Source organism: Sphingopyxis sp. OPL5 (genome assembly GCF_003797775.2).
Classification (GTDB): domain Bacteria; phylum Pseudomonadota; class Alphaproteobacteria; order Sphingomonadales; family Sphingomonadaceae; genus Sphingopyxis.
The window spans coordinates 657,050-682,384 of the sequence record NZ_CP060725.1 but is presented as its reverse complement, the minus strand read 5'-3'; the positions used below and the strand labels follow the sequence as shown (position 1 = coordinate 682,384).

25 protein-coding genes are annotated in these 25,335 nt (G+C 64.9%); 7 read left to right on the top strand and 18 right to left on the bottom strand.

All coding sequences use genetic code 11. The annotated features are described in order from the left end of the window. Positions 1-556 precede the first annotated feature (556 nt). Positions 557-874, top strand: coding sequence for a hypothetical protein (locus tag EEB18_RS03295; RefSeq protein ID WP_187139472.1), 318 nt, complete (start codon positions 557-559; stop codon positions 872-874). An 8-nt stretch (positions 875-882) separates the two neighbouring features. Here the strand turns inward: EEB18_RS03295 and EEB18_RS03290 are convergent, their stop codons facing one another. From EEB18_RS03290 to EEB18_RS03275, 4 genes are all read right to left on the bottom strand, one after another. Next, the gene (locus EEB18_RS03290; RefSeq protein WP_187139473.1) at positions 883-1,431 is read right to left on the bottom strand and encodes a GNAT family N-acetyltransferase; all 549 of its coding nucleotides are present in this window, start codon (positions 1,429-1,431) and stop codon (positions 883-885) included. A gap of 44 nt (positions 1,432-1,475) precedes the next feature. Then, positions 1,476-1,709, bottom strand: a complete 234-nt coding sequence (locus EEB18_RS03285; RefSeq protein ID WP_187139474.1) for a hypothetical protein — start codon at positions 1,707-1,709, stop codon at positions 1,476-1,478. After that, positions 1,706-1,987, bottom strand: a complete 282-nt coding sequence (locus EEB18_RS03280) for a hypothetical protein (protein WP_187139475.1) — start codon at positions 1,985-1,987, stop codon at positions 1,706-1,708. The genes EEB18_RS03285 and EEB18_RS03280 overlap by 4 nt, the downstream gene beginning before the upstream one ends. A 393-nt stretch (positions 1,988-2,380) precedes the next feature. Further along, positions 2,381-3,385, bottom strand: a complete 1,005-nt coding sequence (locus EEB18_RS03275; protein ID WP_187142441.1) for a hypothetical protein — start codon at positions 3,383-3,385, stop codon at positions 2,381-2,383. Positions 3,386-3,541: 156 nt separating this feature from the next. Between EEB18_RS03275 and EEB18_RS03270 the strand changes: the two genes are divergently transcribed. Beyond that, positions 3,542-5,287 carry an ATP-dependent nuclease gene (locus tag EEB18_RS03270; RefSeq protein ID WP_187142442.1) on the top strand — a complete coding sequence of 582 codons (1,746 nt, stop codon included), beginning with the start codon at positions 3,542-3,544 and terminating at the stop codon, positions 5,285-5,287. A 203-nt stretch (positions 5,288-5,490) separates the two neighbouring features. Here EEB18_RS03270 and EEB18_RS03265 read toward each other — a convergent pair whose 3' ends face one another. From EEB18_RS03265 to EEB18_RS03245, 5 genes are all read right to left on the bottom strand, one after another. Next, positions 5,491-5,937 (bottom strand): hypothetical protein, encoded by a 447-nt coding sequence (locus EEB18_RS03265; protein ID WP_187142443.1) that lies wholly within the window; start codon positions 5,935-5,937, stop codon positions 5,491-5,493. A gap of 196 nt (positions 5,938-6,133) precedes the next feature. Next, positions 6,134-7,798 carry a 2-isopropylmalate synthase gene (leuA, locus tag EEB18_RS03260; protein ID WP_187142444.1) on the bottom strand — a complete coding sequence of 555 codons (1,665 nt, stop codon included), beginning with the start codon at positions 7,796-7,798 and terminating at the stop codon, positions 6,134-6,136. 250 nt (positions 7,799-8,048) lie between these two features. Beyond that, the gene (locus EEB18_RS03255; RefSeq protein WP_056349775.1) at positions 8,049-8,405 is read right to left on the bottom strand and encodes a hypothetical protein; all 357 of its coding nucleotides are present in this window, start codon (positions 8,403-8,405) and stop codon (positions 8,049-8,051) included. Positions 8,406-8,492: 87 nt separating this feature from the next. Beyond that, entirely contained in the window at positions 8,493-8,981 is a 489-nt protein-coding gene (locus EEB18_RS03250) for a rhodanese-like domain-containing protein (RefSeq protein ID WP_187142488.1), read from the bottom strand. A 159-nt stretch (positions 8,982-9,140) separates the two neighbouring features. Beyond that, on the bottom strand, positions 9,141-9,776 hold the full coding sequence (locus EEB18_RS03245; protein ID WP_187142489.1) for a YceI family protein: 636 nt from the start codon (positions 9,774-9,776) through the stop codon (positions 9,141-9,143). 216 nt (positions 9,777-9,992) lie between these two features. Between EEB18_RS03245 and EEB18_RS03240 the strand changes: the two genes are divergently transcribed. The 4 genes from EEB18_RS03240 (at position 9,993) to EEB18_RS03225 (ending at position 15,281) form a co-directional block, all read left to right on the top strand. Beyond that, a complete protein-coding gene (locus tag EEB18_RS03240; RefSeq protein WP_187142315.1) occupies positions 9,993-10,217 on the top strand; it encodes a hypothetical protein in 225 nt (74 codons plus the stop codon). A 150-nt stretch (positions 10,218-10,367) separates the two neighbouring features. Continuing rightward, a complete protein-coding gene (locus tag EEB18_RS03235) occupies positions 10,368-12,554 on the top strand; it encodes a hypothetical protein (protein ID WP_187142314.1) in 2,187 nt (728 codons plus the stop codon). A gap of 12 nt (positions 12,555-12,566) precedes the next feature. Then, a complete protein-coding gene (locus tag EEB18_RS03230; protein ID WP_187142313.1) occupies positions 12,567-14,438 on the top strand; it encodes an RHS repeat domain-containing protein in 1,872 nt (623 codons plus the stop codon). A 504-nt stretch (positions 14,439-14,942) separates the two neighbouring features. After that, positions 14,943-15,281, top strand: coding sequence for a TrbC/VirB2 family protein (locus EEB18_RS03225; RefSeq protein WP_187142312.1), 339 nt, complete (start codon positions 14,943-14,945; stop codon positions 15,279-15,281). Between the two features lie 13 nt (positions 15,282-15,294). Here the strand turns inward: EEB18_RS03225 and EEB18_RS03220 are convergent, their stop codons facing one another. The 9 genes from EEB18_RS03220 to miaA form a co-directional block, all read right to left on the bottom strand. Further along, positions 15,295-15,726 carry a hypothetical protein gene (locus EEB18_RS03220; RefSeq protein WP_187142311.1) on the bottom strand — a complete coding sequence of 144 codons (432 nt, stop codon included), beginning with the start codon at positions 15,724-15,726 and terminating at the stop codon, positions 15,295-15,297. 223 nt (positions 15,727-15,949) lie between these two features. Continuing rightward, complete coding sequence (locus EEB18_RS03215) at positions 15,950-17,209, bottom strand: adenosylmethionine--8-amino-7-oxononanoate transaminase (protein ID WP_187142310.1); 1,260 nt, start codon at positions 17,207-17,209, stop codon at positions 15,950-15,952. An 87-nt stretch (positions 17,210-17,296) separates the two neighbouring features. After that, on the bottom strand, positions 17,297-17,905 hold the full coding sequence (gene bioD, locus EEB18_RS03210; RefSeq protein WP_187142309.1) for a dethiobiotin synthase: 609 nt from the start codon (positions 17,903-17,905) through the stop codon (positions 17,297-17,299). Next, positions 17,905-19,041 carry an 8-amino-7-oxononanoate synthase gene (locus tag EEB18_RS03205; protein ID WP_187142308.1) on the bottom strand — a complete coding sequence of 379 codons (1,137 nt, stop codon included), beginning with the start codon at positions 19,039-19,041 and terminating at the stop codon, positions 17,905-17,907. Before EEB18_RS03205 ends, bioD begins: the two co-directional genes overlap by 1 nt. Before the next feature lie 93 nt (positions 19,042-19,134). After that, complete coding sequence (locus EEB18_RS03200; protein ID WP_187142307.1) at positions 19,135-19,734, bottom strand: DUF6151 family protein; 600 nt, start codon at positions 19,732-19,734, stop codon at positions 19,135-19,137. Positions 19,735-19,928: 194 nt separating this feature from the next. Continuing rightward, positions 19,929-20,969 (bottom strand): ketol-acid reductoisomerase, encoded by a 1,041-nt coding sequence (gene ilvC / locus EEB18_RS03195; protein ID WP_187142306.1) that lies wholly within the window; start codon positions 20,967-20,969, stop codon positions 19,929-19,931. Positions 20,970-21,091: 122 nt separating this feature from the next. Then, positions 21,092-21,607: an acetolactate synthase small subunit gene (ilvN, locus tag EEB18_RS03190; protein ID WP_056349802.1), complete on the bottom strand. Its 516-nt coding sequence runs from the start codon at positions 21,605-21,607 to the stop codon at positions 21,092-21,094. Between the two features lie 3 nt (positions 21,608-21,610). Continuing rightward, the gene (locus EEB18_RS03185; protein WP_187142305.1) at positions 21,611-23,365 is read right to left on the bottom strand and encodes an acetolactate synthase 3 large subunit; all 1,755 of its coding nucleotides are present in this window, start codon (positions 23,363-23,365) and stop codon (positions 21,611-21,613) included. An 85-nt stretch (positions 23,366-23,450) separates the two neighbouring features. Beyond that, positions 23,451-24,422 carry a tRNA (adenosine(37)-N6)-dimethylallyltransferase MiaA gene (miaA, locus tag EEB18_RS03180; protein ID WP_187142304.1) on the bottom strand — a complete coding sequence of 324 codons (972 nt, stop codon included), beginning with the start codon at positions 24,420-24,422 and terminating at the stop codon, positions 23,451-23,453. Between miaA and serB the strand changes: the two genes are divergently transcribed. Continuing rightward, positions 24,421-25,305, top strand: coding sequence for a phosphoserine phosphatase SerB (gene serB, locus EEB18_RS03175; RefSeq protein ID WP_187142303.1), 885 nt, complete (start codon positions 24,421-24,423; stop codon positions 25,303-25,305). The genes miaA and serB overlap by 2 nt on opposite strands. Positions 25,306-25,335 lie beyond the last annotated feature (30 nt).

Below are 25,335 nucleotides of genomic sequence, written 5' to 3'. Positions count from 1 at the left end.
TTCTACACTATACCAATACGGAATATTTCCCGAAAAAGCCATGTCGGACATGGGTATTTGTTTCGTCAAATTGTACGATTTGTTGGTCTGCGGCGATTTTTGTCGTGGTGTCGATCCGGGGCGAGGGGTCGACACCCGAACCGACACGGGCAGACGAAATCGTCATGTCGCGGAGAGTACACCGTAACATCCTTGCGGTGACGCCATGGCAGCGCGACAAGCCGTCGGCCAGCGCGGTTCCCCCGCCGCCTGAACCAGAGAAAATGCCCCATGCTCCCGATCCGGAAACGCCAGCCGGTGCCCGCTCGCACCGCGCCCCCGCCCGACCGACGCCGGTCGTTGGTCGATCCGGAGGGGCCACCCGTCGATGAAGCATAGAATGCTTCCCTTTTACGGCGATGGAATAGCATAGATTTTCAAGGGCATCGCCGCGCCTGCGCGCGCCGCGACCGGCCCCCAGTGGAGATGCCATAGCCGTTTGATCCAGTCCGCCCGGTGGTGCGTGCGACCCGTCGCGCATGCCGCCCCTTCGATCCCCCCACGAAGGTTTTGCCCCTTGAAGCTCCCCCAGCAGAATCCGAAAGGCCGCGATGGCGGCTGCGACTGCCTGCCGCGCCCCGCCGCCCAGGCTCCCGATGCCGCGCCGCCGCCCGTCGAAGCGAGCGCGGCGACGACCTATGTGCTGCGCTATGAGGACCGGTGGTTCGGGATGGAAAAGCGTGTCGCGTTCGAGGCGCCCGATGTGGCGGCGGCGCTGGCGATGATGGAGCATGAGCCGATCGGCGGCTGGGCCGAGCTGTCGAAGGACGGCGAGATCGTCTGCCGCCGTGGCGGCGAGCCCGATGGCGCCGCCGATTATTGGGTCGCGGATTAGCGCGCCGATCAGAGCGGCTTGCCCATGCGGATCAGCGGCACGGTGACCCCGTCGGGTCCCGGCGCCGCGACATGCTCGATCGGGGTATAGCCGCAGGCACGGTAGAGCGGTTCACCCGACAAGGTCGCCATCATTTCGGCGCGGGCAAAGCCGGCGGCGCGGGCGGCGTCTTCGCACAGCGCCATGACCAGCCGGCCGACGCCCCGCCTTGCGAAATCGGGGTGGGTGTACATGGCGCGGATACGCGCCGCGTCGGTGGCGGGGTCGAGCAGCGCGGGGTCGCGCAGATCCTTGCTGTGGTCGCCGCCATAGAGGGTGGCGCGCCGCGACCAGCCGCCGCAGCCGGCGATGGCGCCGTCGGCATCCTCGATGATGAAATAGGTCGCGTCGGCGATCAACTGGGTATCGAGGCCCATGACGGCATTGCTGGCGGCGATCTGGTCGGGGGTGAGGAAGCCCTTTTGCAGTTCGGCGATGGCGAGGGCCATGACGGTGCGCAACGCATCGAGGTCGGCAGGGGTGGCCAGACGGCTGGTAAAGGGGCGGTGGGTGAACATGGGCTCGCCATGCCGCGCCCGCCGCGCCTGCGTCAACCGCCCGGTCAGTAGCCGCCGGGTGCGCCGGGCGCGCGGTAGAAGCGGTGGCGCGCGACCTCGCCGTCGATCAGATGTTTCTTGAGCTTGCGGCGCATCTGGTCGGCGCCGTCGGGCGAGACGCAGACGAGGCGGGTGCCGCCGTTCGGCAGCGGCTCGATCGCGCTGATCGCGACGCCCGCGGTGCGGCACATGTCGGTGACCCCGGCTTCGTCGAGGGTGACGTTCATCGCGCGGCTCATGCCGCGTCCGCCGGCGCGGTCCAGGCGCGGATGACCCCGGCGACGCGGGCATAGCCTTCGGCGCTGGCGGTGGCGATGGCGAGCGGGCGGCCGCCGAGCGCGTCATGGTCGGTGTTCAGAAAGGCCACGGCGGGATCGCGGCCGCCCATCTGGAGATAGGCGAGCTGGCTGATATCGCCCTGGCGCCGCGCGTCGGCGGTCGGCAGCGGGGTGCCGCGCTTGCGGAAAGGACTGTTGGTGCGGCGCGTGGCGGCGGGGCTGGCGGGCGGCTGGTCCATAGGACGGCTCCTGTCGGTAAGCGGGAGCGCAGCGCATGTCTCTCAGTCGCGGCGGCTTACGGAAAGGCGTGCCGCGATGAGGGGGATATGGGGATGCGCGGCGGCGATTGTAAGGCGCGGGGCGGGCGGTGACGGGGTGGGGAGCGGACGCTCCGCCAGAACCCGTTCCCCGGCGAAGGCCGGGGTCCAGGGCGTGACCACGCAACGCCGGCTTGCAACCGCTCTGGACCCCGGCCTTCGCCGGGGAACAAGAACGACGCCCTGTTCCTTTCACGTCACCCCGGGCTTGACCCGGGGTCCCGCTCAGCAACGTCGACCAGCGGGACCCCGGATCAGGTCCGGGGTGACGGGAAATGGAACGTCGCCTTCCGTCCGAAAACAGCCCTTCAGGTCTCAACGCTTTCGCGTCTTCGCGTCTTTGCGCGAAACATCCTGTTCTTCCTTCTTTTCCGTGTCGTTGGCGGGCACCGGCAGGCCGAAGAAGGCGCGGCGGGCGGCTTCGCCGGCGGTGCGCAGCGGGGCGGTTTCGGCGGCGCGCGCGGCTTCCATTGCCTCCTCTTCGTCGGTGTCGAGGGTGCGCTCATAGGTCTCATCGCCGAACTGGCCTTCCTCGATGCCGAGAAAATCTTCGGGCGGCGGGAAGTTGGTGCGCCATTCGCCGCGTTCGTCGTCGTGCCAGACGGTCATCTCCGCCGCTTCCTCCTCGGGGGTCTGTGCGACGTCGATGTCATCGTCGAAATCGTCGGAAAATAGCGCAACTTCATCCGCGATCGCACTGCCGCGCCACAGCGTCGCGAGCGGGTTGGCCCGGTTGTCGCGGCCGGCGAGCCAGAGCGCGATTGCGGCGGCCATGCCTTCCGCCCGGTCGGCTTCGGGGCTGTCGGGGGCGGTTTCGGACGCGTCCCCGGCGGGGGTGGCGGTGCGCGCGGCTTCGGCGGCGTCGAACAGCGACAGGAAGCCCGTCCAGTCGCCGGCGATGACCTGCGCCAGCATCTCCTCGCCGGCGCGGGCGCGGGTTTCGACCATCCGGTCGAGCCGCGCGAGCATCGCAAGGCCGAGGCGCGCGTCGGTGCGGCGGCGCTTGACGAAGCTGCGGTCCTCTTCGCGCATGATGGTGGTCGTCTCCTCATGCCCCCAGATCGCGCGGTCGAGCAATTCGTCGGCGAGCCGTCCCCGCGCGATCAGCACCGCCGCCGCCCAGCCGAGCCGGAACGCCGCGCCCTCGGCGCGCTGCTTGAGCTGGTACGCGGCGCTGGCCGACATGCCGACGCGCGCCGCCGCGATCGTCACCGAGCCGGTGGTGGCGACATGTTCGAGAAAGTCGCGCTGGAGTTTGGGTGTCCAGTGATAGCTGGCGGGGGCGGGGATATCGGCGGGGTCATGGGCAAGGTTTTCCATCGAGTCGCTCCTGTGGTTAGGTGAAACTGATAGAATGAACCATATGGGTGTTTTTTAGGAAAGGGTTTTTTCAAGAACGCCTTTTGCCTCGCCAATTGCACGCTCTAGAAAAATTACATACTAAGTCGTTAACCCAATCGACCGAGGAGCGATAGCTTGTCGACGTATCTTCACTCTATATCTGTAAAGAACTTCCGCGGCATCGATAATGAGTATCAAGAGGCTTCCGGATTCGGAAAATTCAATTTCTTCATCGGTCCCAATAACGCAGGAAAATCGACCGTACTGGATCTGTTGCATCGATATTTCCCCATTTCTGATCGTCGCGCCGGGGACAATATTGCAAGCGATGCGTTGGATCTGAATCGATCAGCGAACTCAGGAGATTTCTCGATACGGGTCGGGACTCCGGCAAGTGTCGTTTTGGAAAGATTCAAAAAGCTTCCAGTGGCATCCGACAATCAAACGATGGTGGCCTACGGCAAAAAGGTGATCGAGTGGATCGCCCAAGACGGGCTCCTATGGGTCCAAAATGCGCCGCCGTTTCACAATAGTCCCGTTAGAGTTTTTGATGAAGATGCTATGCAAATCAGCACCGTTCTCAATAATAGTGAAGTGAGAGCGCTGTGGTCCGGCTTAACTCGTATGAGCGGGGCAGATATCCGGACGTGGTCGCGCGAAATTGTAGATAGCGTTTGTGCGCTCGCCAACGTTCCTCTTCCGCCAATCCATCTGATTCCGGCATTTCGAAAGATTGGGCCTGATGGCGAGGGGCTGATCGATACTAGTGGAGCCGGCCTTATTGAGCGTCTCGCCCAGCTTCAGAACCCCACGCTCGAAAAAAGAAGCGACACTGAAGTATTTGACAAAATTAATCAGTTTGTACGGGAGGTGCTAAGTCGGTCTAGCGCGAGAATCGAGATACCCCATTCCAGAGAGCATATTCTCGTTCATATGGATGGTCGTGTACTTCCTCTTGATAGTCTGGGGACAGGTATCCATCAGGTCATCATGTTGGCAGCCTTCTGCACCGTATATGATCAGCGCATTATCTGTCTTGAGGAACCTGAACTTCATCTCCATCCACTGCTTCAGAGAAGGCTGTTTGAATTCCTTGATCAAAACACTGAGAATCAATATTTTGTGGCGACGCATTCGGCTTCTTTCATCGACATGCCGAGAGCCTCGATTTTTCGGGTGTGGCAGGAGGAAGGGGCTACACGAATCCGGAAAGCCGTGTCGAAGCAGCAGCGATTTGAAATTTGCTCCGACCTGGGGCATCGGGCATCCGATCTTCTACAATCTAATGCCATAATCTGGGTGGAAGGTCCGTCTGATCGCATATATTTGAATCACTGGATAAATGCAGTAGCACCTTATTTGGAAGAGGGCCTTCATTACTCCACAATGTTTTACGGCGGTCGCCTGCTAAGTCACTTGTCGGCAAATGACGAGGAAATTGACGAGTTCATTTCGCTTCGTCGGCTAAACAGGAACTTGGCGATCGTGATCGATAGCGACAAGAAATCGGCTCAATCACATATTAACAAAACAAAGCGTCGTGTTGCGCTGGAACTCGGAGAGGACGGGTTTGCGTGGATCACAAAAGGGCGCGAAATCGAAAATTACGTGCCTCACGAAAAACTGCATGATGCCATAAGGTCGATATCTCCTCGGTATCGCCGCGCGGGAGGAGGGCACCAGTTTGATCACGCGCTTCATTACTATCGAGCAGGTGCAAATCGGGGGGACGAAGACGAACTGGTTGAAAAGGTCGATAAAGTGCGCGTTGCTCGGCGGATGTGCGAGGAACCAGCAGATCTTTCGTTGCTAGATCTCCGACCACGCCTCGAGTCATTGGTTCAGTTTATCCGGAAAGCTAACGGAATTGATGCGGATTAGCGCGCCAGATTTCCGTCACCTGATTCCGTTTCAATGAGAAAGCGCCGCTGGCGCCGCATCGCCCCTCCACCACTCGCTTTGCGAGCGGTCCCCCTCCCCATGCCTTCGGCACAGGGAGGATTTTTGGGGACGGCGCCAAATCCTCCCTGTCGCGAAGCGAAAGGGAGCGGGCCTCGAGGCGGTAGAGGGGCCGGGTGCTTCGCTCAGCGAATCCGAATCCACTGATCCTCGATACCCACGCGGTTGTACTGGACGTTGGTCAGGTGGGTGCTCCGCACCTTGATCGCGCAGATCGCCGCGAATTCGGCGTCGACCGCGGGCTGGTCGAGCAGCGGCGCCTTGCTGCTGGCGAACAGCGCGTCGGTGCCGTTCATGACGATCGTCAGCGAGGCGAGATGGACCTCCAGCCCGGCCTTTTCGGCGCGGTCGATCAGGGCGGCGATCTCCTTTTCCGACGCGCCCGTCACGACGAAATGATAGGCGGCGGTGACACCTTGCGGGCCGAAGTCGGCGACGACGGGCGCTTTGCGGCCGGGGCAGGCGTCCACAAATTTGAGCGGCCCGGGGCCGCGTTCGGGTTCCCACGGCTTGGCGCAACCGGTCAGGGCAAGGCCCGCTGCGATCAGGATGACGATGGCGCATTGGCGCATGGCAATTCTCCCCCGGAGAGCGGAAGATCGCATGGCGTGCTTTTCAATTGCTTAAGGCGCGGGTGCCCCTCCACCACCCTTCGGGCGGTCCCCCTCCCCATGCCTTCGGCACAGGGAGGATTTTGCGTTGTGCGCCAATCCTCCCTGTCGCGTAGCGATGGGGAGGGGGACCACGAAGTGGTGGAGGGGCTGACTTCTACGCGCCGTTCGCGGCGCTTAGGATCGCCCGCACACTCGCCGTCGCGACGTCGGTGTCGAGCCCGCAGCCGAACAGGCTGCGCCCGTCGGCGGTGCGGCATTCGACATAGGCGGCGGCCTGCACATTGCTGCCCTGGCCGATCGCGTGTTCGCTGTAGTCGACGATGTCCATGATCGGGCCGCCGCTTTCGCTGAGCGCCGCGATGACGCTCGACATCAGGCCGTTGCCGCGGCCGCTGACGGTGCGCGGGGTGCCTTCGATGGTGAGCTTGCCGGCGAAGATGCGGTCGCTGCCCGCATGGCTTTCGGACCAGTCGACGAGCTGGAAGCGCTTGTTTTCGACCTTGAGGTACGTCGTTTCGAAGGCGCCCCAGATGTCGTCGGCGCCGAGTTCGCGGCTCGTCTCGTCGGCGAGCGCCTGGACGATGTGGCTGAAGCTTGCCTGCATCTTCTTGGGCAGTTTCAGGCCCTTGTCCTGTTCGAGCACCCAGGCGACGCCGCCCTTGCCCGACTGGCTGTTGACGCGGATCACCGCTTCATAGCTGCGGCCGAGATCGGCGGGGTCGATGGGCAGGTAGGGGACGTGCCAGCGTTCGTCATTCTGGCGTTCGCGCGCGGCGAAGCCTTTCTTGATCGCGTCCTGATGGCTGCCCGAGAAAGCGGTGTAAACCAGTTCGCCGCCATAGGGGTGGCGCGGGTGGACGGGGAGCTGGTTGCAATATTCGACCGTCGCGATGACCTCGTCGATGTTCGAGAAGTCGAGGCATGGGTCGATGCCCTGCGTGTACATGTTGAGCGCGATGGTGACGAGGCACGAGTTGCCGGTGCGCTCGCCATTGCCGAACAGGCAGCCCTCGACGCGGTCGGCGCCCGCGAGCAGGCCGAGCTCGGCCGCCGCGACCCCGGTGCCGCGGTCGTTGTGGGTGTGCAGGCTGATCAGCGCGCGGTCGCGGTTCGGCAAATTCTTGGCGAAATATTCGATCTGGTCGGCGTAGATATTGGGGGTCGCCGCCTCGACCGTCGCGGGCAGGTTGAGGATGATCGGGTTCTCGACGGTCGGCTGCAGAATGTCCATCACCGCGGCGCAGCATTCGAGGCTGAAATCGAGCTCGGCGGTCGAGAAGGTTTCGGGGCTGTATTCGAAGCGCCAGTCGGTCTGCGGCAGGCGCGCGGCATTGTCGCGCAGCTGCTTGGCACCCTCGATCGCGATTTGTTTGATCTCGGGCATTTCCATGCCGAAGACGATCTGGCGCCAGGCGGGGCTGACCGCGTTATAGACGTGGACGATCGCGGTCTTGGCACCGGCGAGGCTGTCGAAGCTGGTGCGGATGAGGTCGGCGCGGCTTTGGGTCAGCACCTGCGGGGTGACGTCGTCGGGGATGCGGCCGTCGCGGACGAGGCCCGAGATGAAGTCGAACTCGGTGGCGCCGGCGCTGGGGAAGCCGACCTCGATTTCCTTGAGGCCGACGCGGACGAGCAGATCGAAGAAGCGCGCCTTCTTTTCGGCATCCATCGGGTCGATCAGCGCCTGATTGCCGTCGCGCATGTCGGTCGACAGCCAGATCGGCGCCTTGGTGGTGACGCGGCTGGGCCAGTCGCGGGTCGCCAAGGGAACCTGCGGGAAGGCGGTATATTTGACCGAAGGGTCGCGGAGCATGGTCATGGGTCTGGGTTCTTCTGCGAGAAGGGAGTTGGTGTCGAATTACCCTTGGGCGGTCGCGCGCCACCTTGGGCGCAGCGTCATCGTCACGCCCAAGGGCGTGTAAGTCGCAGAAGAAGGAGGGCGTTGCCGCGCATGGGCGACCCAATGATGCAAAATGTCGCGCTTGGCAAGGGGGAGGGGCGCAAAATGTCGCCGGACCGCGATACGGCGTTCGCGGTCCGGCGCAGGGGGGATGCGGCGGCGGCGGGCGTCAGGCGGCCTCGCTGTCGGCGTCATCCTCTTCCTCGAATTCGAAAATCTCGTCCTCGACCAGATTGTCGATGGCGTGGACGCGGACGCCGACGACCCAGTCGTCGAGCGGGCCTTCCCACGCGGCCTCGACCGGGGTGAGGGCGTCGGCCGACGTTTCCGCAGGACGATCGCCGACGAGGTCGAAGTCCTGATAGCCGTCCTCGGGCGGGGTGATATAGACATGCGCGTCGAGCCGGACGGCGGTCCAGCCGGTCGTCGCGGCCAGACCCTCGGCCTCGACGGTGAGCAGCGGATTGTCCTCATCGCCTTCGATGAAGGCGTTCACTTCGACGATTTCGCGTACCAGTTCGCTCATCACATACGCTCCTTGCGCAATGGGGCGGGGCGGGGATGGCCCCGCGTCCGGGCATAGCGGGCGCGTGTGACAGATTGGGGGGCGGAGCTAGCCCTTCACCCAGCCGACCGCGGGATCGTCGAAGTCGACGACGTCGCCGAGTTCCCAGACATTGGCATAGCCATAGCCGACGAGGTTGATGAAGGTCTGGATGTTGAGCGCCAGCGGGCGCGCCTTGGTCGGCACCGGGGCGCGGTTGTTCGAGAAATTATTGTTGCAATAGATGAGGATGGGGCGGTCCGGATTGGCGCCGACGACCGCCGCGAGGCTGTCGGCGGTGAAATCGGTGAAGGGCAGGTTGACCGCGCCCGCGATATGGCCGCGCGCGAAGGCATCCTTCGAGCGGGCATCGAGGAGCAGGACTTCGGACTTCGCGGCCTCGGCCTTGAATGCGGCGAAGGGGAGCAGGCGTTCGGCGCGCTGCGGCCCGACTTCGGCGGTGAGCGCCTGGAAGCCGGGATAGTCGATCAGCGGATTGGTCTGCGCCAGCGCGGGGGACGCGGCGAGAATGGCGGCGAGCAGCAGGGCCTTGCGCATGATGATCCTCCCTCTTGGTGGCGGGAGGTTAAGGGGTGGGGGATGGATGGGCGATGAACCATATCCCGTTGTCATTGCGAGCGAAGCGAAGCAATCCAGGGCGGCTTACGCACGCTCTGGATTGCCGCGTCGCTTCGCTCCTCGCAATGACGAGGGTGTTTACTGTTTCTCGAACGCCGCGTGGATTTCGAGGTCGACCGCATCGCTGACCGCGGGGATGCCGAAGGCGATGCCGAAGTCGCTGCGCTTGATCGTCGCCTCGGCGTTGAAGCCGACGGTGGCCTTTTTGTTATACGGGTTGGTGCCGGCGCCGTGGAAATCGACGTCGAGGGTCACGGGCTTGGTCACGCCGTTAAGGGTGAGGTTGCCGGTGACCTTGGCCTCGTCGCCGTCGTCGTCGAGGACGACGCGGGTCGAGACGAATTTGGCGTCGGCGGGGGCGGCGCCGAAGAAGTCGGGCTTGCCGCCGTCCTTGCCCGCGCGCAGCAGGTGGCCGGTGAGGCCGGCGCTGGCGGTGGTGACCTTGGCGACGGGGATGGTCACCTCGACCTTCGACGCCGCGGGATTGGCGGGATCGATCACCAGCGTGCCGGTGACGTCGCCGAAGAGGCCGGTGTATTTGCTGAAGCCGAAATGATCGACCTCCCACACGACCATCGTGTGGCCGGGGTCGGCGGCATAGGTGCCCGCGGTGACGCGCGCCTTGTCGGGCGCGCCCGGCGGGCCGCTCTGCTGCGCGATGACGGGAACCGCGATGATCGCGGCGATGGCGGCGAGGGGGAGGGCGTAACGCATGAGGAAGCTCCGGGCTGGTGGGGGAGGGCGGAGGCTAGAGCGGCGCGGGGGGCGGCGTCAATGGCGCGCCCCCGGGCGCGGCGGCGCTTTTTCGCCGCAATGGACGATTTCGCGGTCATCAAGTTGACGGGGGCGGCACGCAAAGATAGCTTAAAGATCAAATAAATAGAAAATCGAGCATTTCCTTCGATTCGCGGAAAAAGGGATTGATCGCTTATGAGGATCTACCGAACGGCGTTGACGATTGCTGCCATATTGGTACCAATTACTGCGGTTAATGCGGCAGAAACTATCGCATATAGTTACGATGCTAAGGGCCGGCTGGTGAAGGTCGTGCGCACCGGTACCGTGAACAACAATGTCACGGTGGAATACACCCATGACAAGGCCGACAACCGCACCCGCCTGAAGACCACCAACTCGCCGAACCCGCCGCCCTAGGGGCTGTCGGGCGGCGTTTGGCCGCTCACCAGAAACAGATTGGGGCGCAGGAAACGGGGCGATGGGCATCGCCGCGACAGCGCCTGCTTGTCCCGCGCCGAGGCGCACATCGCAGGGGTTTGTATGAAACAGGGTCGCAACAGGGGAAATATGCGGATCGCCGCATTGCTGGCGGGCACGATCATCGCGTCGGGGTCGGCGACGCAGGCGCTGGCGCAGCCGACGCCGGTCGTGCCGCCGGTCCGTCAGGAGATCGACGAGAATGGCGTCGATCTGATGCATATGTCGTTCAACACGTCCGAATCCGACCTGTCGATCGGTGAGGGTGAACAAGGGTTGAGTTTCGGACGCATCTGGAGTGAGTCGGCGTGGCGGTACAATCTGCTCGCGACGATCAGCTATGTCGGCTCCACCTATACGGTGAGCTTCGGCGGCCGGTCGGACAGCTTTACCTATACGACATGGCCCAATTTCGTGTCGACCGAGGGCAATGGCGCGACGCTGGTGCTGACCGGCAGCGAATTCACCTATACCGGGCCTGACGGGACCGTCGCGGTGTTTGGCGCTCCGGTCTCCGACTTCTATACCGGCAAGAATGTCGGCATGGCGCGGCACATCACTTTCCCGAGCGGCGACCGCTGGACCTATCACAACAAGACGGCGCAATATTGCCAGCCCGACTGGAATGGGGTGAATTGCAACCAGCCGGTGCAAATGGTCAGCGTGGAACGGCCGCAGTCGATCACCAATCGCGCGGGGTACCAGATCAAGCTGGAATATGCGTCGAACAGCCTGGCCGATTATCCTGGCCTGACCGAATGGCGGCGCGTGACGAAGGCGACCGCCGTCAACAATGCGGTCGAATATTGCGACCCGATGGCCGACAGCTGCTCCTTCGCCAATGCCTGGCCCTATGTAACCTATACCAAGTCGGGGACGAGCGAGACCGTCGCCGATTCCACCGGCACGCTGCGCAGCTATAGCTATGACGCGCCGGGAACGAAGATTGTCGGCATCCGCCGCGCGACCGCAGCGAGCGATTCGGTCACCGTTGCCTATGCCAGCGGACGGGTGTCGAGCGTGGTCAACGAGGGGGTGACCTTTAATTATACCTATTCGGCGGGACCGATTCTGCGGTCCGTATCGGTGGTCGGGCCGCCGTCCTACACGCGCAACGTCCAATCGCACGTCACCTATAATTTCGTCACCCGCGACAACGACGCGCTCAACCGCGACTGGAGCTATGTCCGCGACGCGTCGGGGCGCATACAGGTCGCTTCGCTCAGCTACGAAGGCATCCAGATCCATTATAGCTATGATGCGCGCGGCAACGTCACCCAGACGCGGACCGTTGCCAAGACCGGATCGGGACTGGCGGATATCATCACCACCGCCGGCTATGATGCCAGCTGTACCAACCCGCTGATCTGCAACAAGCCGCTGTGGACGCGCGACGCCAAGGGCAACCAGACCGATTATACCTATGACCCCGTTCATGGCGGGGTGCTGACGGTGACGTTGCCTGCGGCGACGGCGGGCGGGGTGCGGCCGCAGACCCGCTATACCTACCAGTCATATCAGGCCTATGCAAAGAACAGCGCGGGATCGATCGTCGCGTCCGGGGCGCCGGTGTATCGCCTGACGGGGGTTTCAAACTGCCAGACAGCGGCAAGTTGCACAGGCGTCGCCGATGAGACGAAGGTCGCGGTCGGTTACGGACCGCAGGTGGCGGGGACGCCGAACAATTTGCTGCCTGTTTCGGTCACCAAGTCCTCAGGCGACGGGGCGCTCAGCGCCACCGCCGCATTCACCTATGACAATGTTGGCAACCGGCTGACGGTCGACGGCCCCCTTGCCGGAACCGACGACACCAGCCGGACGCGCTATGACGCGCGGCGGCGCGTGGTGGGCACGGTCGGGCCCGATCCCGATGGCGCGGGCGCGCGCAAGCCGCTGGCGCAACGCACGACCTATAATCTCGACAATCGGCCGACCAATGTCGAAGTCGGCAATGTGAACAGCCAGTCCGACGGCGACTGGGCGGCGATGAGCGTCGCCCAGAATGTCGCGACCACCTATGACGCCAATGCGCGCCCAGCCAAGACCGAGCTGAAGTCGGGCGGGGTCACGCAGGCGGTGACGCAGGCCAGCTACGACGGCCGCGGGCGCGTCGATTGCGTCGCCGAGCGCATGAACCCGGCGATCTACACATCGCTGCCGACGAGCGCCTGTACGCTCGGCACCGCGGGCAGCTTCGGCGAGGATCGCATCACCAAGACCAGCTATAACGCCATGGATATGGTGACCAAGGTCCAGACGGGCTTCGGTACCGCGTAGCAGGCCGACGAAGTGACCGTGGCCTATAATATCAACTATGGCACCGTCGCGCATGTGATCGATGCCGAGAATAACCGCACCGCCTATACCTATGACGGGTTTAACCGCCGTTCGAAGACCGAATATCCCTCGACCACCAAGGGCGCCAATGCGGCGAATGCGGCCGATTATGAGGAGGTGACCTTTGACGCCAACGGCAATGTCGCCAACCGTCGGCTGCGCGACGGGACGAGCATCGCCTACACGATCGACAACCTTGATCGCGTGACGCTGAGCGATCTCACCGGGACGGTCGATGACACGTCGTACAGCTATGATCTTCTCGGCCGGGCGGTGAGCGCGACGCGCAACAGCGAGACTTTGACCTTCGCGCACGACGCGCTGGGCCGGCTGACGAGCGAGACGCAACATCTGGGGACGACGACGCACACCTATGATGCGGCGGGGCGGCGGCTGTCGCTGGCCTATCCGGGGGGCGTGCTGACGGTCAATTACGACTATGACGTCGCCGGCAATGTGACGAAGGTCCGCGAAAATGGCGCGACCAGCGGGGTCGGCGTGCTCGCCGACTATGCCTATGACAATCTGGGGCGGCGTTCGAGCATCACTTTCGGGAACGGCAGCGTCCAGAGCTTTGCCTATGGCGCCGACCAGCGGCTGGCGACGCTGACCAACAATCTGGGCGGCGCGGCGACGACGCACGACCTGGTGCAGAGCTTCGCCTATAACCCCGCGGGGCAGATCGCGAGCGTCACGCGCGGCAACGACGCCTATGCCTGGCCAGGGCATTATAATGTCGATCGCGCCTATGTCGCCGACGGGCTCAACCGCATCATGAACGTCGGCAGCACGGCCTTTGCCTACGACGCGCGCGGCAACCTGACGAGCGACGGGACGAACAGCTTCACCTACAGCCCCGACAATCTGTTGACCGGCGGGCCGGGCGGGTCGCTGTTCCGTTATGACGCGCTGGCACGGCTCGGCGGGGCGAAGGTCAATATCAGCTCGACGCTGATCCGCTATACCTATGACGGCACGAACCGCATCGCCGAATATCAGGGCGTCGCGTCGGTGCACCGCCGCTATGTCCACGGCCCCGGCGTCGACGAGCCGATCGTATGGTATGAGGGCAGCGCGATCAACAACACGACGCGCCGCTTCCTGATGGCCGACGAGCGCGGCAGCATCGTCAGCGTGACCGACAGCGCGGGCGCGACGATCGCGGTCAACAGCTATGACGAATATGGCATCCCGGCATCGGGCAATGTCGGCAAGTTCGGCTACACCGGCCAGATGTGGCTGCCCGAGGCGGGCATGTGGTATTACAAGGCGCGGATGTATTCGCCGACCTTGGGGCGGTTCATGCAGACCGATCCGATCGGGTATAGCGACGGGATGAACTGGTATAATTATGTGCGCAGCGATCCGGTGAACAATAGCGATCCGCTGGGGCTGGCGATCAATCGGTCTGAGGATTGTGCTAGCCGGCCCAATACTTGTCCGCCGGATGATCCGAACAGGGATCAGATCGTGGTTACGGGAACGCGGGCGGTGCCGATGCCCGCACCGCTTGGTCCGCTTTCTGTTGTTAGTGGTGTGCCGCGTGGCATGGCGGGTGGCGAGTTCGCGGGTATGGCCGCAGCTGCGGCAGATACGAAAAAAGGAGAAAGCAAAAAAGCTCCGGCGCGGAAGCATGATAGATGCAGTATTGGGAAGGCGGTTGCTAGTTCATCGGAAGCTACGATGGTTGCTGGAAGTACTATTGGGGCTGCTGGATTCTTAACTCCTTTGGTTCCTGATGGGGAAGCTGTCGGAGCTATACTTATCGTTCTGGGAGGAATCGGTTGGGCAGGAGGAAAGCTCGCATCGCTGGGTTGCCCGTGAAAAATTTTCTGAAAATTTCGATATTAATATTTGCTATTTTCTCTATTATTGCAATTTACTTTTATGTTTATAGTGGAGAATATGGCGCCATAGTAATATTTTCTTCTTCTGCATTTGTCCTGTCACTGATACTGAAAAGACATAATTCTGGTACCGTTGACTAGGGGAGTCATGGGTTTCGACAAGGAATGTAGCGAAGAGTAGGGTTGTCGTGCAGGCGTGGGATTCGGCGGGGTTACGGTTTTCTGTTCGCTAAATTACAGATTTCCCGTATCCTGCCATGATCTTGCCCGGCCCACGTATCATGTCACCAAGCGGGGTAATCGTCGCGATCGGATGTTTTTGAGGATGGGATTATGCACCGGGGGCCGCTGTACCGGGAGGCACAGATAGTTCGTGGCGTCGGCTCCATGAACGATGTGCAATTGCTGAGGCAGGTGCAACAATCCCTGAATTGTCGTGCTCGCAGACAATCGTACCGATCATCGGCGGGAGCACTGGTCGATGGCATCACTCGGTGAAGGTTCCTTCGTCGCCGCGAGCCAATGGCTCGCCAGCGTCGCCACCGGCTCGATCGCCACCGGGGCCGCGACCATCGCGGTCGCCGCGATCGGTTTTGCGATGCTCGCGGGGCGGGTCGATCTGCGGCGCGGGGCGACGGTGATCCTCGGCTGTTTCATCCTCTTCGCGGCGCCGTCGCTCGCGTCGGCGTTCGTGCAATGGGCCAATGGCGGTGATGCCGCGGTGCAGCAGGCCGCGCTCGCGCCGCCGTTGCCGGCGACGCCCGCGCCGCCGCCCTATCAGCCGCACGATCCCTATGCCGGCGCGTCGCTGATCCGCTAGGCGGGGGCGAGGCCTATTGCGTCGAGCGGCGCTCGGCGAACCACTGGCGCAGCATCGCGCTGGTGCAGCCGGTGAAGCCGTAGGTGCCGACCACCGAGCAGCTGTTCGGGCGGCTGAGGCGGGCGATGTCGTCGTACCCCTCGACCTTCGAGGCCCAGCTGCCGCCGCCGACATTGTCCTCTTCGCGCAGTTCCTCGCGCAATTCCTTGGGCACGCGGTAGCGGTCGGCCTCGGGCTCCTGCGCGCAGACGACGATCTCGTCGCCCTGGGCCTCGGGGCATTCGTCCTTGCCATAGGCGATGAGGAAGGAGAATTTTTCGGGCGGCTGCGACGACATGGCGAGGCTGTCGTCCTGCGCTTGCGCCTGCGCGGGTACGGCGAAGGCGAGCGTCATCGGCGCCAGCGCGGCGAGCAGCGGGAGCAGGAGGCGGGCAGGCGTGGTCATTCTGGCGTCATTCCCTCGAACCGTCCCCGTCCTGTGGCGACGATAGGCGGGCGAGATGAACCTAAGCCTAACCCGCGGGCAAGTCACGCCCGCGGGATCGGGGCGATAGCGGTTCGGTTCGCGCCGATGAAGGCGGCAGGCGTTGGCGCAAGGCCGCGGCCCCTCCACCACTCGCTTTGCGAGCGGTCCCCCTCCCCATGGCTTCGCCACAGGGAGGATCGCTTTACAGGGCGTCGAGCGAGGCGGCGATGCTGGTCCACACCTGCGCCAGGTCTTCGGGGGTGATGCAATAGGGGGGCATCACGTACAGCGTGTTGCCGAGCGGGCGGAGGAGGACGCCGTGGTCGCGGTAGAAGGCGATCAGGCGCGGGGCGAGGGCCGAGAGATATCCGCCGTCGGGCTGGGCGATGTCGAAGGCGGCGATGGTGCCGAGGCGGCGGGGGCGCTCGACGCGCGGGTCGTGGCCGAGCATCGCGAGGTGCGCGGCCTGTGCGTCGGCGAGGGTGTCGATGCGCTGCTGCACCGGCTCGTCGCGCCAGATCGCGAGATTTTCGTTGGCGGCGGCGCAGGCGATCGGGTTCGCGGTGTAGCTCGACGAATGATAGAAGGTCTTGGCGCGGTCGGTCGACCAGTGCGCCTCGAAAATCGGTTCGATGCAGAGGGTGACCGCGAGCGGCAGGCTCCCGCCGGTCAGCCCCTTCGACAGGCAGACGATGTCGGGGATGACGCCGGCCTGGTCGCAGGCGAAGCGGGTGCCGGTGCGGCCCCAGCCGGTCATTACTTCATCGGCGATGAAGAGCACGTTGTGGCGGGCGCAGATGGCGCGCATCTCGGCGAGCACCCACGCGGGATAGATCAGCATGCCGCCGGCGCCGAGGATCAGCGGTTCGACGATGAAGGCGGCGGGGTGCTGGGCGCAGGCGGCTTCGAGCGCGTCGAGCGTGGCTTGTTCCTGCCTCTCGTGCGGGAAGGGGATGGTATCGACGTCGAACAGAAGCGGCTGCCAGGCGCGGTTGTAGACGCCGCGCTCGCCGACCGACATCGTGCCGATCGTGTCGCCATGATAGCTGTGTTCGAGGACGAGGATGCGGCTGCGCGGCTCGCCGATATTATACCAGTAACCGAGCGCCATTTTCAGCGCGACCTCGACGCTGGTCGAGCCCGAGTCCGAGAAGAAGACGCGGGTGAGCGGCGCGGGGGTGATGCGGACCAGTTCGGCGGCGAGGCTTTCGGCGGGCTCGTGGGTCCAGCCGGCGAAGATGAGCTGGTCGAGCTTTTCGCTCTGGTCGCGGATCGCGGCCATGATGCGCGGGTGGGCGTGGCCGTGGGTGGTGACCCACCAACTGGAGATGGCGTCGATCCAGTATCGGCCGTCGGCATCGTAGAGGCGCGCGCCGTCGCCGCGGGCGATGAGCGGTATGGTGTCGCCGAGGCCGTGCTGGGTGAAGGGGTGCCAGACGGGGGATTGGTCGGTGTGGGTCATTGCTTATGTCCGTTATGTTCCCCGGCGAAAGCCGGGGCCAGTGCGACGCTTCCATGGACCCCGGCTTTCGCCGGGGAACACGAGGGGTTAGCCGAAATCCGCCAGGTCGAAGTTTGCTGCAAATGCGCGTGCAAGATTTTCCGGCGTTAGTGGATCGACGATCGGCAGGCGGCCGAGGCGGCGGACGCCCGATATCTCCGCAATGATTGCCTCACTGTCTTCGACCGCGTCGCCGAGGAAGGCGAGGCCGTGGATCGGAACGTCGCGGGCGCGGAGCGCCTCGATCGTGAGCAGGCTGTGGTTGATCGTGCCGAGGCTGGTCCGCGCGCAGATAATCACCGGAATCTGCCAGCGCGCGAACAGGTCGGCGTAGAGCAGGGTGCGGGTGAGCGGGACGAGGGCGCCGCCGGCGCCTTCGACGATCAGGTCGCCTTGGGGGGGTGTGAGCTGGTCGGGGTCGATGGTCACGCCGTCGATCTCGGCGGCGCGGTGGGGTGAGGCGGGGGTGACGAGGCGGTAGGCCTCGGGCACTACCGCGACGTTGGCGAGGCGGGCGACGACCTCGCTGTCGGTTTCGTCGTCGAGGCCAGCCTGCACCGGTTTCCAATAGGGGGCGCCGGTCGCTCCCGCGAGCGCGGCGGCAAAGACGGTCTTGCCGATGCCGGTGTCGGTGCCGGTGACGACGAAGCGCGGCATCAGGCGTCGGCCATCGCGGCGGCGAGGGTGTCGGTCATGCGGTCGATGTCGGCCTCGCCGACGTTGAGGGTGATCGCGATGCGCAGGCGCGCGGTGCCGTGCGGGACGGTGGGAGGGCGGATGCCGCGGACGTCGAACCCGGCTTCCTGCAGCGCGCCGGCGATGCGCATCGTGCGCGCGTTGTCGCCGATGACGACCGGGATGATCTGGCTGCCGCTGGCGGGCAGGCCGAGCGCGGCGAGGCGGGTTTCGGCGTGGGCAACGAGGTCGTGGAGGCGCGCTGCGCGTTCGGGTTCGCCCGCGACGATTTCGAGCGCCTGGCGCACGAGCCAGGCCATCAGCGGCGAAGGGGCGGTCGAGAAGATGAAGGGGCGGCCGCGGTTGACGATGAAATCGCGCACGATCGCGGGACCGCAGAGCAGGGCGCCTTCGCAGCCGAGCGCCTTGCCGCAGGTGTGGAGGGTGATGAGATTGTCGCGCGGCGCCAGCGCGTGGGCGAGGCCGGCGCCGGCGGGGCCGTAGACGCCGGTGGCGTGCGCCTCGTCGACGATCAGCACCGCGTCGTGGCGGTCGGCGACCGCGGCGAGGTCGGCCAGCGGGGCGCGGTCGCCGTCCATCGAATAGAGGCTTTCGACCGCGATCCACGCGGTGCCGGTGCCTCCCCTGGCGCGCCAGCCGGCGATCGCGTCGTCGAAGGCCTGCGGGTCGTTGTGCGCGGCGGCGGCGCGGTCGGCGCGGCCGAGTTTCATGCCGTCGTGGGCGCTGGCGTGGATGAGCTCGTCGTGGACGATGAGGTCGCCGCGCTGCGGCAGCGTCGCGAAGAGCGCGGCGTTGGCGGCGAAGCCGGTGGGGAAGAACAGCGCCGCCTGGCTGCCGTAGTGGCGCGCGGCGTGGGCCTCCAATGCTTCATGCTCTTCGTGGTTGCCGCGCAGCAGGCGCGAGCCGCCCGAGCCGGCGGGCAGGCCGCGCTGGAGGCCCTGCGCGACGGCTTCGTTGAGGACGTAGGAGCCGGCGAGGGCGAGATAATCGTTCGAGGCGAAGTCGATGCCGGCGCGCGGCACGAGGGTGCGGCGGCGGTCGTCCGCCGCGAGTGCGGCGAGGTCGGCGTGGTGGGCGGCGAAGGGGGCGTTTGGCATCCTAATCCTCATTCGTCATTGCGAGCGAAGCGAAGCAATCCAGAGTCGCGTAATCCGCTCTGGATTGCTTCGCTTCGCTCGCAATGACGAAGTTTAGCGGCGCAAGGCCCGCCGCTCTTCGCCGGTCAGGCGGTGCGGCGTGGCGATCGGTTCGAGCGTCCGGGTGTCGAACAGTTCGCAGCGGCGGCGATCGCCCGAGAGCATGTCCTTGATCATCCGCGGGAAGAAGCGGCGCATCAGCTGGCCCATGCTCATCTTGGGCAGCGCGCCGGTGTCGCCGATGCCGTCCTGCGTGAAGAGGTGGCCAAGCGGCGGGCCGACCAGCGTGTCGCGCGTCGCCGGGTCGCAAGCGGCGAGCTGGGTGGTGATGTAGGGGATTTTGCCGTTCGCATAGCTGTTGAACAAGGGCATGCCGCAGCAGGTCGCATACCAGCGCAGCGTCGGCTTGTCGGTCAGATGGACGCAGGCGAGCCGCTCGCGGCCGGTGTCGAGGCGCATTTTTGCGCAGCGCGACTGGTAGAGCGCGCTGCCGCCGTGCGCGTCGAGCACGCGGTTCGCGTGGCCGAGGTGGCGCGTCAGGTCCTGGCAGTCGGTGCAATGGCATATGACATGGTCGCCCTGGTCCGGACCGACGTTGAGGAGGGTGCCGGAAACGGTGCCGCATGGACAGGCGAAGGCGAGGTCGGAGGACATGCCGCGGTCCTAGCTCTTTGCCTGCGATTGCGGAAGGCCGTGCGATCCTCCCTGTCGCGGAGCGATGGGGAGGTGGCAGCGCGGAGCGCTGACGGAGGGGTAATAACGCTGGCGTCGAACCCCTCCACCACCGCTTCGCGGCGGTCCCCCTCCCCAACGCTTCGCGATGGGGAGGATCGGGCTTGTCGCCGACGTCAGTTCTTCGACTTGTCGACGAGCTGGTTCTTGGCGATCCACGGCATCATCGCGCGCAGTTCGCCGCCGACCTGTTCGATCGGATGCGCCGCGGCGGCCTTGCGGCTCGCCTTGAGTTCGGGCTGGCCGGCCTGGTTGTCGAGGACGAAGTCCTTCACGAAGCGGCCCGACTGGATATCCTGAAGCACGCGCTTCATTTCGGCCTTGGTCTCTTCGGTGATGATGCGCGGGCCGGTCTTGATGTCGCCATATTCGGCGGTGTTCGAGATCGAGTAGCGCATGTTCGCGATGCCGCCTTCATAGAGGAGGTCGACGATCAGCTTGGTTTCGTGGAGGCATTCGAAATAGGCCATTTCGGGGGCGTAGCCCGCCTCGACCAGCGTTTCGAAACCCGCCTGGATCAGGTGGGTGATGCCGCCGCAGAGCACAGCCTGTTCGCCGAAGAGGTCGGTTTCGCACTCTTCCTTGAAGCTGGTTTCGATGATGCCGCTGCGACCGCCGCCGACGGCGGAGGCGTAGGAGAGGGCGAGCGCCTTGGCGAAGCCGTTGCCCGACGAACCCGCGCCCTGCGCTTCCTGTGCTACCGCGATCAGGCAGGGGACGCCGCCGCCCTTCTGATATTCGCTGCGCACGGTGTGGCCGGGACCCTTGGGCGCGACCATGAAGACGTCGATGTCGGGGCGCGCTTCGATCAGGCCGAAGTGGATGTTGAGGCCGTGGGCGAAGGCGAGCGCGGCGCCGGGCTTCATGTTCGGGCCGATGTCGTCGGCGTAGATTTTCGCCTGATGCTCGTCAGGCGCGGCGATCATGATCACGTCGGCCCATTCGGCGGCTTCCTTGTTGGTCAGCACCTTGAAGCCCGCGGCTTCGGCCTTTTTGGCGGTCGCCGAACCGGGACGGAGCGCGATCGCGACCTCCTTCACACCGCTGTCGCGCATGTTCTGCGCATGGGCGTGGCCCTGGCTGCCGTAGCCGACGACGGCGACCTTCTTGTTCTTGATCAGATCCTGGTCGGCGTCGCGATCGTAATAAACCTGCATTGGATAAGTCCCTTCATATGCTCAATTAATTCGTCATCCCGGCGAAGGCCGGGATCTCGACGGTGCGGCAGGCCGCGAGGGTGAGATCCCGGCCTTCGCCGGGATGACGGGTGTGAAAATTCCTAAACCGCCTCCGCCCCGCGGGCGATGGCGACGACGCCGGTGCGGCCGACTTCGACCAGCCCGCATTCGCGCATCAGCGCGATGAAGCGGTCGACCTTGTCGCTGTTCCCGGTGATTTCGAAGATGAAGCTGGTCAGCGTGGTGTCGACCACCTTGGCGCGGAAGACGTCGGCAAGGCGCAGCGCCTCGATGCGCTTTTCGCCGGTGCCCGCGACTTTGACGAGCGCGATCTCGCGTTCGACATGCGCGCCCTGGTCGGCGAGGTCGACGACATTGTGGACGGGCACGAGCCGGTCGAGTTGCGCGATGATCTGGTCGATCACCGCAGGCGGGCCCGAGGTGACGATGGTGATCCGCGACAGCGCATGGTCGGCGCTGATGTCGGCGACGGTCAGGCTTTCGATATTATAACCGCGCGCCGAGAACAGCCCGGTGATCTTGGCGAGGATGCCCGCCTCGTTGTCGACGGTGACGGCGAGCACATGGCGCTCGCCCGCTTCGGTTTTGATTTTCATGTCTTACACCAGTGCCTTGGCTTCGTCGTCCATCGTGCCGGTGACGTCGCTCGGCTGGAGGAGCATTTCGGTGTGGGCGGCGCCCGACGGGATCATCGGGAAGCAGTTGGCGAGCTTGGCGACGCGGCAGTCGACGATCACCGGTCCCGGGGTGTCGATCATCTTCGCGATGCCGTCCTCGAGGTCGCCGAGCGTGTCGATGCGCAGGCCCGTCCAGCCATAGGCTTCGGCGAGCTTCACGAAATCGGGCAGGCTGTCCGAATAGCTGTTCGAATAGCGGCTTTCATAGGTCAGTTCCTGCCACTGGCGGACCATGCCCATATATTCATTGTTGAGGATGAAGATCTTCACCGGCAGCCGGTACTGGCTGACCGTGCTCATTTCCTGGATATTCATCTGGATGCTGGCTTCGCCCGCGACGCAGATGACGAGGCGGTTCGGGTGCGCGATCTGCGCGCCGACCGCGGCGGGGAAACCGTAACCCATCGTACCGAGCCCGCCGCTGGTGAGCCAGCGGTTGGGGGCCGAAAAGCCGAAATGCTGCGCCGCCCACATCTGGTGCTGGCCGACCTCGGTGGTGATGATCGGGTCGCGACCGCGGGTCGCGTCGAACAGCGCGCGGACCGCGCGCTGCGGCATGATTTCGGCGGCGTCTTCCTTCTTTTCGGGGAAGTCGAGGCAGCGCGTTGCGCGCCAGCCGTCGATGCGGCGCCACCATTCGCCCAGATCGCGCGCCTTGTGGCCCGCGTCCTGCCAGCCCGCGATGATCGCGTCGAGGGCGCGGCCGGCGTCGCCGACGACGGCGAGGTCTACGGCGACGATCTTGTTGATCGAGCTGCGGTCGATGTCGATGTGGATCTTTTTCGCTTCGGGCGCGAAGGCGTCGAGGCGGCCGGTGACGCGGTCGTCGAAGCGCGCGCCGACCGCGATGATCAGGTCGGCGCGGTTCATCGCCATGTTCGATTCATAGGTGCCGTGCATGCCGAGCATGCCGAGCCATTTGGGATCGTCGCACGGGAAGGCGCCGAGGCCCATCAGGGTCGAGGTGACCGGCGCGCCGGTCAGCGACACCAACTGACGCAGCGCGGCGCTGGCGTCGGGGCCGGCGTTGATGACGCCGCCGCCGGTGTAGAAGACCGGTCGTTCGGCCGCAGCGATCAGCGCGACGGCTTCGGCGATCGCATCGGCGTCGGGTTCGACCTGCGGGCGATAGCTTTTGTGCGCGATCTTTTCGGGGATGACATAATTGCCGGTGGCGACCTGCACATTCTTGGGGATGTCGATCACGACCGGGCCGGGGCGGCCGTGGGTGGCGATATAGAAAGCCTCGTGCAGGATCGGGCCGAGGCGTTCGGGGTCCATCACCAGATAATTATGCTTGGTGCAGTGGCGGGTGATGCCGACGGTGTCGCATTCCTGAAAGGCGTCGGTGCCGATCAAGGCGGTCGACACCTGGCCGGTGAGCACGATCATCGGGATCGAATCCATCAGCGCGTCGGTGATGCCGGTGACGGCGTTGGTCGCGCCGGGTCCAGAAGTGACGAGCACGACGCCGGGCTTGCCGGTCGAGCGTGCATAACCCTCCGCCGCATGCGTCGCCGCCTGTTCGTGGCGGACGAGAATGTGCTTGATCGTCGGGTGCTTGTAGAGCGCGTCATAGATGGGAAGGACCGCGCCGCCCGGATAGCCGAACACCGTGTCGACCCCGAGGTCGACCAGCGCCTGAACCACCATGTCGGCACCACTCATTTCCGTCACGACTATACTCCTCGTTTCTCGATCGTTGCGCACAAAGGCGAGGCTTGTGCGCTGCAACAGGTCGGCGGGCAATAGGTATATGATTCTATCCTGTCAACAGCATATCACGTAATATAATTGCTATTTTGTTGATAGAATCCTTGTTTAATGATTCTGTATGGCGTGGCCAGTCGGCGGGTGGCTGGTGGCGGAACCACGTAAACTGGCGCTTGGCATATTGGCGGGTGGCGGCCTGGGCGAGGGTGAGGGCTTCGGCGCGGTCGATCTCGCCGCGCAGATATTGCGCGATCTGGGGCACGCCGATCGCGCGCATGACGGGGAGATCGGGATCGAGGCGGCGCGCCAGCAAAGCCTCGACCTCGGCGATCGCGCCGCCGTCGAACATCGCGTCGAGCCGCAGGTCGCAGCGCTCGCGCAGCCAGTCGCGCGGTGGGAGCAGGAGGAAGGGGGCGAGCGCGATCTCGCCCGCGATGCCGCCCGCCTGCGCCGCCTGCCAGTCGGCGAGGGTGCGGCCGGTCGAGCGGACGACCTCGAGCGCGCGGGCGACGCGGGTGCGGTCGGCGGGGTTCAGCCGCGCGGCGGCGGCGGGGTCGGCGGCGGCGAGCGCGGCGTGGGCGTCGGCGACGTCCATCGCGCGCACCGCCTCGCGCACTGCGGGATCGATTTCGGGGACGGGGGCGATGCCGTAGAGCAGGCTGCGCAGATAAAGGCCGGTGCCGCCGACGAGGATGGGAACCATATCCGCGGCTTGGGCGTCCGAGATGGCCGCGCGCGCCTCGTCGGCCCAGCGTGCGGCGTTATGCGCCTCGGCGCCGTCGATATGGCCGAAGAGGCGGTGGGGAATCCCCGCCATCTCTTCGGTCGAGGGACGCGCCGAGAGGATGGCGAGGTCGGCATAGACCTGGCTGGCGTCGGCGTTGATCACGACGCCGTTGGTGCCGACGTCGCGAAGGGCCTTCGCAAGCGCCACCGCCAAAGCGCTCTTGCCGCTGGCGGTCGGTCCGGCGATAAGCGCGATGGGCGGCCTCGCGGCCGAAGAGAGTGAAGGAGATGCCATGTTCGTTGCGACGCTGATAGCAGCCGGGAAGCTGACCGACGAGGTGGTTCGCGAGGCTATCGACCGGCTTGATGCGACGGGGCACGAGGTCGGCGCGCCGCACTGGCTCGACGTCGGCGATGCCGCCGATATCGTCTTCCAGGGCAGCCTGGTCAGCGCGCGCGAGGAACTGGCGAAGATGGACCATGGCGCGCTCGACGTCGTCGTCCAGCCGCTGGGCGACCGCACCAAGAAATTGATCGTCGCCGACATGGATTCGACGATGATCACCGTCGAATGCATCGACGAACTCGCCGATTATGCCGGGATCAAGGACCAGATCGCCGCGATCACCGCGCGTGCGATGCGCGGCGAACTGGATTTCCGCGCCGCGCTGTTCGAGCGTGTCGGGCTGCTCGGGGGCCTCGCCGAAGGCGTGCTCGCCGAATGCCGGATGGAACGGGTGCGGCTGACCCGCGGCGCGCGGACGCTGATCCAGACGATGAAGGCGCATGGCGCTTATTCGGTGCTGGTGTCGGGGGGCTTCACCGCCTTTGCCGACCCGGTGGGGGAGGCGATCGGCTTCGACAAGGTGGTCGCCAACCATCTGGAGATTTCGGGCGGAAAATTGTCGGGCCGGGTGCTCGAGCCGATCGTCGACAGCGCCGCGAAGCTGGAAACGTTGAAGGCCGAGGCCGCGAAGCACGGCCTGCCGCTCGCCGAGACGCTGGCGGTCGGCGACGGCGCCAACGACATCCCGATGATCACCGCGGCGGGACTGGGCGTGGGCTATTATCCGCACCCGTCGGCGGGCGCGGCGGCGGCGGCGGTGATCCGGCACCATGACCTGACGGCATTGCTGTGGGCGCAGGGTTATCCGCGGCGGCAGTGGGTGATGGGGTAGCGGCGAGCGGCGAGTTTCGACCGGCTTCTA

Coding starts and splice junctions, on each gene's coding strand:
- EEB18_RS03215 (WP_187142310.1), bottom strand. CDS start 17,209: ATGACCCACACCGACCAATCCCCCGTCTGGCACCCCTTCACCCAGCAC.
- leuA (WP_187142444.1), bottom strand. CDS start 7,798: ATGACCATGCTCCGCGACCCTTCGGTCAAATATACCGCCTTCCCGCAG.
- miaA (WP_187142304.1), bottom strand. CDS start 24,422: ATGGCATCTCCTTCACTCTCTTCGGCCGCGAGGCCGCCCATCGCGCTT.
- EEB18_RS03275 (WP_187142441.1), bottom strand. CDS start 3,385: ATGGAAAACCTTGCCCATGACCCCGCCGATATCCCCGCCCCCGCCAGC.
- EEB18_RS03220 (WP_187142311.1), bottom strand. CDS start 15,726: ATGACCACGCCTGCCCGCCTCCTGCTCCCGCTGCTCGCCGCGCTGGCG.
- EEB18_RS03205 (WP_187142308.1), bottom strand. CDS start 19,041: ATGCCAAACGCCCCCTTCGCCGCCCACCACGCCGACCTCGCCGCACTC.
- EEB18_RS03280 (WP_187139475.1), bottom strand. CDS start 1,987: ATGGACCAGCCGCCCGCCAGCCCCGCCGCCACGCGCCGCACCAACAGT.
- EEB18_RS03265 (WP_187142443.1), bottom strand. CDS start 5,937: ATGCGCCAATGCGCCATCGTCATCCTGATCGCAGCGGGCCTTGCCCTG.
- EEB18_RS03290 (WP_187139473.1), bottom strand. CDS start 1,431: ATGTTCACCCACCGCCCCTTTACCAGCCGTCTGGCCACCCCTGCCGAC.
- EEB18_RS03285 (WP_187139474.1), bottom strand. CDS start 1,709: ATGAGCCGCGCGATGAACGTCACCCTCGACGAAGCCGGGGTCACCGAC.
- ilvC (WP_187142306.1), bottom strand. CDS start 20,969: ATGCAGGTTTATTACGATCGCGACGCCGACCAGGATCTGATCAAGAAC.
- EEB18_RS03250 (WP_187142488.1), bottom strand. CDS start 8,981: ATGCGCAAGGCCCTGCTGCTCGCCGCCATTCTCGCCGCGTCCCCCGCG.
- EEB18_RS03245 (WP_187142489.1), bottom strand. CDS start 9,776: ATGCGTTACGCCCTCCCCCTCGCCGCCATCGCCGCGATCATCGCGGTT.
- ilvN (WP_056349802.1), bottom strand. CDS start 21,607: ATGAAAATCAAAACCGAAGCGGGCGAGCGCCATGTGCTCGCCGTCACC.
- EEB18_RS03200 (WP_187142307.1), bottom strand. CDS start 19,734: ATGTCCTCCGACCTCGCCTTCGCCTGTCCATGCGGCACCGTTTCCGGC.
- bioD (WP_187142309.1), bottom strand. CDS start 17,905: ATGCCGCGCTTCGTCGTCACCGGCACCGACACCGGCATCGGCAAGACC.
- serB (WP_187142303.1), top strand. CDS start 24,421: ATGTTCGTTGCGACGCTGATAGCAGCCGGGAAGCTGACCGACGAGGTG.
- EEB18_RS03255 (WP_056349775.1), bottom strand. CDS start 8,405: ATGAGCGAACTGGTACGCGAAATCGTCGAAGTGAACGCCTTCATCGAA.
- EEB18_RS03225 (WP_187142312.1), top strand. CDS start 14,943: ATGGCATCACTCGGTGAAGGTTCCTTCGTCGCCGCGAGCCAATGGCTC.
- EEB18_RS03235 (WP_187142314.1), top strand. CDS start 10,368: ATGCGGATCGCCGCATTGCTGGCGGGCACGATCATCGCGTCGGGGTCG.
- EEB18_RS03240 (WP_187142315.1), top strand. CDS start 9,993: ATGAGGATCTACCGAACGGCGTTGACGATTGCTGCCATATTGGTACCA.